The following is a 6156-nucleotide window of genomic DNA, read 5'->3' as shown; positions in this document are numbered from 1 at the left end:
GCCCAACTCTTGAGCAAAATCCTGAATTTTTGAACCATTACCACCTAAAACCTCGCACTTTTTCCAGATCTAAAATTGCTCAAACCAATATCAGTCAATAAGCGCGATATTTAATCAGCAAACCCTATTTAAAAAAAATGGAAAAATGATATAAATAACTATCTAAAATGAACTAGACTAGCTATTTTTAAGCATATACAATCAAGGTCTACCTTTTTGTAGCATTCTTTTTTCACGCTTGGTGTTAGGTTCCTAATTTTTCTGCTAATTCGCGATTGTGTTATCTCCTAGACATTTTGTAGATGTTTGTCTAGGATAGTCTATATTTTTTAGTGTTAGCAAACAACAGATAATTGGCATGATACTGTGGAGCTAGCTCTTATATATATTAACTTGTATCGGTCACAAAATTCATCTCCATATGGATAATCAATTATTTTAAAACTGTTGCGAATTTAATGTAACAGCATGAAGCTATTGCAATTTATGAGAAATTACCGAATTATTAATTATTAATAATTAATAATTAAATAATTCGCGCCTTGAAGCCTCCCCTTTTAAGGGGAAAAAGCGGTCGTTTGCGGAGCATTCCGTAGGATGGGATGGCGTTTTGCTCCGCAACATATAAAGCGGAGCGGCTCTGATAAGAGCGGGTCTCCTCGCCATATCCAATCTACCAAGAGAAAAGAAATAATATCTCCTGATATTCAATCCTCTCGGTTTTAACCAGAGGTAATTATCCATTATCCATTATCCATTAATGAAATTGTCACTTTTGCCAGTGTATAGATACTACATTTCATATTAGCAATAGCAGAAAAAACTAAGATTTTAAGAAATAGGAAAAATATTTTTAACTTAATACTTTTAACATTCCAGATTCTATTTGGAATATAGTTTCATTAATTCTTTGGATGTCTTCAGAAAGAAGCAGTGGATTAGACACTAGAAAAGACAATAGTTTTTTTCTATCACTTTGAGTGATTATACCTTTTGTCAAAATAGAGTCAATGGTTTTTGTTAATGAAAGTTGTTCCTTTTGAAGTAAACTCTCAGAACCTTGTATATTATTCATATTTTACTAACTGAGTTTTAAATTGGTAACTTCGTTTAAGTTTATTACTAAGCATTTATTAGTAGCATCACCCAACTGGGTGAATTAAAACTCCCTCAGTTAGAAAATTATCAAATTATTGACATACTCCCCGGCTGTTAGGCACGGGGATTCTCACAAAAAGTGATTCTTTGCTCATCGACACAGCTTACGATCGGCAAGTTGCCCATCATTAGCAGAGGCCGTTATCTCCCAAAGCGTTCCCTATTACTAGGAGGTTCCTGAATGCCCTGCCTTCGGCGCGCCGCTCCGCGTCTACAGTACCTTGATTCCACTCAACACCTATTATTTCTAATCCACGGCTCAAGATATTTCGTGCTGCGTTAGTATCACGACATATTTCAACATGACAACTAGGGCAAACATGAGTACGAGTTGACAAAGTTTTCTTGACTCTATGCCCACAATTAGAACAATCTTGAGAAAAGTTGGGATTCTCATACAACCTTATTTTTACCAGGTTTTTCACTTTTAATGGCAAACATAACTCTTGCTTTATAGCGGTTTTCCTGCACGGTAGACCACAGTAGGGACCTTCCATGGAACGTCCCTACAGGGTTTTGATTGTGAAGATGTGGTTCATCAATATGAAAAGCGCTGTAAGTAGGACTTGCTGAATAAAATTGTAATCAATACCTGTAAAGGCTTCCAGGGTTAAATATTGCTGAGGGGGTGCAAGGTTTTTGGCTCAATGTTTCTCAAAATGCTAATATTTTTCCCCTGACTATCAGAAAATTTGGCCGTAGTAGATAGTCTAAACTGTTCCCTGTTCCCTATCATCACCATCAGACTTTTTCAGCAAGCCCTAAGTATTCTCTGTCTTACATTTAGGTGATAACTTTCATTCTTTTATTGAGACTTCAGAACTAGACACTTGCTTTTTAGTTTCGTGAGAAGGTACTAGATTTACTGATTGAGTGCTAACATAGCAGCAAAATATAATCTTTAGTTTGGAAGATTTGAAGATGAGACTCAAAATCTTTTCTGCTATTTTAGTTTTAAGTACGGTTTGTACTGACGCTCCAGCCATTGCTGAAAATATCCAACATACACAAAAGTTATTATCTAGTAAACAATGTCCAAATTGTGAATTAAGTGGTGCTGGCCTGGTATTAGCAAATCTTCAAGGAGCAAATCTCAAAGGGGCTAACTTGAGTGGAGCAAATCTCAGTCGTGCTAATTTGACTGGGGCAGATTTAAGTGGTACTAACTTAGCTGGTACAAGTTTATTTGGTGCTAATTTAACTGGGGCTAATTTAACTGGGGCTAATTTGGCTGGTACAGATCTCAGAAGTGCTTATTTAACTGGTGCTAATTTAACAGGTGTTGACCTAAAAAATGCTTTTTTATTAGGTGCTGTGGGAATGCCATCTGATGTGGGTGAAGCTGAAGATTTTTATCGATTAGGAATTGCTGAAGCAAAGGCCGGACATTATAAAGATGCTGTTAGGTATTATAACCAAGCTATTAGTTTGAAGTCTGATTTAGCTGCTGCTTATTTTGCTAGAAGTATGGCTCTTGCAGACTTGGGAAGTCTTGAAGCTGCTCTTGCAGATGCGGAAAAATCTCGCGAGATTTTTATTTCTAAAGGTAGTAAAGAGGGTGAAGAATTATCGCAATATTTGGTAGAAATTATTGACCTACGTTTAAATCCTCCTGAACCAAAAAAGCCTAATCAATTTGTACACGCTATTGGTTCTTTACTTCCTTCTTTATTAAGGTTGGCATTTTAGTTATTTTTGTTTTTTGTTTAACAGAATTATCTGATATTAATTAAGAAAAAGTGCAACCTTTTAATTTCATTTGAAAAAGTCTCCGGAATCTCAGCTCTCATTGATGTATCTACACTTAAAGAGTAATAAATATTAGAAGTGGCGTAAAAGTGGCGATCGCTAAGAGTATATTTCCAAAGGATGACAAACAATGAAAAAAAATTTCAAAAGTTATTTACAACCTCTACTCCTTACTGCAGGTGGCGCTGTTTTAGCAATTCTCATTCTTTTGACCTGGGATTTTGCTTTTGATAAACACAAAGCAAGCAATTATAATGATTATAAATTAGAAAGTAATGAAATTGAAATTAAAGGAAATGAAAATTTGGGTATTACTCAAACTGAATCATCAACTACAAAAAATGACTCTAAACAAGTAGAAAGCAATACTGCAAAAACAGAAGGAGAAAGTGCTTTAGGATTTCTATTTACTGGTGTAGGTGGTGCTGTTTTAGCAAATTTCATTCCTTTGATATGGAATTATGTTTTTGATAAACACAAAGCAAGTAGCTCTAACACTAAAGCAAGTAGCTCTAACACTTATGAATCAAAAAATAACCAAATTGAAATTAAAGGAAGCCAAAATTCTGGTATTACTCAAAATGGAGCGTCAACTACAAATAATGACTTAAAACAAGCAGAAGGCAACGATATAAAAATAGAAGGAGATGGTAATACAGGTATAGTTCAAAATACTATAGATAAATAGATAAATAGATAAAAGACTAAAATATTAAAGATGTAGATATGGTATGAGGTAATTCCCTAGGCAGTGTTATCGAAGTTTATTATTTTGAGGATAAAAGTACAGTAACCCAAAGCTTAAAGCTTTTGGGAAGGCTACTATTGGATAAATAAATAGAGCCAGATGAGGCTTTTTGCGAAATTTTCTCTACTCAAACTCCTATTAATTCTATTACAGAAAAGGATGACAAAACAATGAAAGAAAAACTACAAAGTCCTCTAAGATTTATATTTGCTGGTGGTGTAGGTGGCGCTGTTTCAATAATTCTCATTCTTTTGACCTGGAATTTTGTTTTTGATAAAGACAAAGTAAAGAACTCTAATACTTATGAATCAAAAAATAACCAAATTGAAATTAAAGGAAATGAAAATTCTGGTATTACTCAAAATGGAACGTCAACTACAAACAATAATTCAAAACAATATGATGCAAAAAACAACAATGTAAAGATAGAAGGAGAAAGCAATATAGGCATACTTCAAGGTACTATAGATCAAAGACCAAGATATGAAGATGTAAATATATTACAAGGTAGTTCTCCAGAAAATTTTATCCCACTCCATAGCTCTCAAGATGAAAGCACAGCAACCCAAAGCTTTAAGGTTGCGGAAAAACTATTATCGGGTGAACAAATAGGTCTAGATGAGGCTTTTGGCGAGATTTTTTCTATTCAAACTCCTATTAAATCTGGTACAGCAGTTGAAATTTTAGAAAATCCTGCACAATCTAATTCAACTAACCCTGATTCATCTTTTGAAAACGCAAAAAACAAATTTTTAAAAATGGCTAAAGTCAAGGTTTTAGAAGGACCAGAAAAAGGTAGAATTGGTTGGGTTTCAGTTGCTACAATCGCTACAGAGCAAAGATTGATCTCTGAATAGTTAAAGATACTTCGTTGAGTTATTATTTCTGGGTTTTTACTAAATCAATAATTTATTAAAACTTAGATAATTTTTCGTTCAACTTAACCACATTAGGGACGTTTTGTGGAACGTCCCTTTAAAAGTTTTTGTTTTTACCTTAAGCTCAATTTTTCTGAAAATTACTATCAGGTAAACCGTTACATCTTAATTTGCTTTTCTGTCAAAATAACAATCAAAAATATCAGTAGCTAAATTCAGAATTGTCAGTTCAACAAGACGGTAAAACTTTGTATTTACTGGCATAATTTTAATATTTATTTTGATTATCAAAGTTTATTGTTGTATAAACTGGGAAATTTAAGCATAATGTTATTCAACTAACTTCTTCCTGGTAAAAAACTACCACTGAGTTTTTTAATTGCCCGGTTAGCAATATCTGCATAACGCAATTCTCCACACAGAATTCTACTCATTACTTCAGTTGCTACAGGTAGTTTAACTCCCACTTTATAAGCTACTTTAGGAAACCGATAAAATGCTCCTGCTAAACGACCTGCCCAAACCATATCTGCACCCCATTCTTCATTAATTACCTGAGTATATTTCTTCAGAGCATCTCCATTACCTCCTAAAGCTTCATCTATAGCTTCAGCAGCTTTGACTCCACTGAAAATTGAGGGGCGAATTCCTTCAGCAGATAAAGGGTCTAATATACTTGCTGCTTCTCCTGCTAATACTGCATTTTCTGTGTGGAGATTTTTATCTCCATCCCATAGAGAAATAGGATGTTCTAATAATTCATTTTGATTTACACTTAAACCAATTTTCTGTGCATATTCTATCAAATCTTTGGATAAATTTTTGGGTTCTCCACCTCTAAAAGTAGCAATATTAATTGAGCAAGAATCTGCTTTCGGAAAACTCCAGATATTGCCATTTTTCACTGAGCCAAATTCAAAATTAACTTGTTGATTTTGGTCTTTTAATGCTGCTTCAAAGACCAAACTTTGCCGTTTTTTAGACTCTTTGAAACCCAACCATTTAGCCATTGGGCCTTTAGCTCCATCAGCCGCAATTAAATAACGACCTATAACAGGTTCTCCATTTGTTTTAACTTCCCAACGATCGCTTTTAAATTCAATACCTGTAACTTCTGTTTTATCTCTTAATTCTGCACCTTCTGCTTGAGCTTTTTGGATCAGGAAATGATCGAAAATATCCCGTTTAACCATCCACATTGCAGAAGGTAAATTTGCTTCTACGGGGTCTTCTAATTTCCATGTATAGCGAATTTTCTTGACCTTGAGAGAAATGGCTGGAGTGAAATCAAAGTCAAACCACTGAGCAATAGCTGGAGATACCCCACCACCACAAGCTTTAATTCTAGGCAAAGATTCTTTTTCTATGACTAAAACGGAGCGTCCTTTCTTTGCCAAATGATAAGCTGCTGTACCTCCTGCTGGGCCTGCTCCTACAATTATACAATCAAACATATTTTTTAACTTTGATAACTAAATTTTTGATTATGGAAAGGAATTGACATCCTCCCCGGCTGTTAGGCACGGGGATTCCTACCGAGCCTAAGCTCCTCGGTGGGTTGACACTTCATTGACTGCTGCTACCGTAGGCGGTAGTCTTACCCTTGCCTCCACGTCCGTTTAT

5 protein-coding genes and 1 pseudogene are annotated in these 6156 nt (G+C 34.9%); 3 read left to right on the top strand and 3 right to left on the bottom strand.

The features are described 5' to 3' along the window. Nucleotides 1–853: 853 nt before the first annotated feature. Both F6K54_RS38510 and F6K54_RS38505 read right to left on the bottom strand, forming a co-directional pair. Nucleotides 854–1075 (bottom strand): hypothetical protein, encoded by a 222-nt coding sequence (locus tag F6K54_RS38510; protein ID WP_293089391.1) that lies wholly within the window; start codon nucleotides 1073–1075, stop codon nucleotides 854–856. Nucleotides 1076–1286: 211 nt separating this feature from the next. Further along, nucleotides 1287–1550, bottom strand: a pseudogene (locus tag F6K54_RS38505) (zinc ribbon domain-containing protein); the annotation flags it as partial. Between the two features lie 529 nt (nucleotides 1551–2079). Between F6K54_RS38505 and F6K54_RS38500 the strand changes: the two are divergent. The 3 genes from F6K54_RS38500 (at nucleotide 2080) to F6K54_RS38490 (ending at nucleotide 4512) form a co-directional block, all read left to right on the top strand. After that, entirely contained in the window at nucleotides 2080–2847 is a 768-nt protein-coding gene (locus F6K54_RS38500) for a pentapeptide repeat-containing protein (protein WP_293089390.1), read from the top strand. Nucleotides 2848–3037: 190 nt separating this feature from the next. Further along, nucleotides 3038–3595: a hypothetical protein gene (locus tag F6K54_RS38495; RefSeq protein WP_293089388.1), complete on the top strand. Its 558-nt coding sequence runs from the start codon at nucleotides 3038–3040 to the stop codon at nucleotides 3593–3595. Nucleotides 3596–3825: 230 nt separating this feature from the next. Continuing rightward, the gene (locus F6K54_RS38490) at nucleotides 3826–4512 is read left to right on the top strand and encodes a hypothetical protein (protein ID WP_293089386.1); all 687 of its coding nucleotides are present in this window, start codon (nucleotides 3826–3828) and stop codon (nucleotides 4510–4512) included. Between the two features lie 359 nt (nucleotides 4513–4871). Here the strand turns inward: F6K54_RS38490 and F6K54_RS38485 are convergent, their stop codons facing one another. Next, nucleotides 4872–5987, bottom strand: coding sequence for a geranylgeranyl reductase family protein (locus F6K54_RS38485; RefSeq protein ID WP_293089384.1), 1116 nt, complete (start codon nucleotides 5985–5987; stop codon nucleotides 4872–4874). Nucleotides 5988–6156 lie beyond the last annotated feature (169 nt).

The organism is Okeania sp. SIO3B5 (assembly GCF_010692555.1).
Taxonomy (GTDB): Bacteria; Cyanobacteriota; Cyanobacteriia; order Cyanobacteriales; family Microcoleaceae; genus Okeania.
Note: the sequence above shows the minus strand (reverse complement) of the source record. Positions and strands in the feature narration are given on the sequence as shown.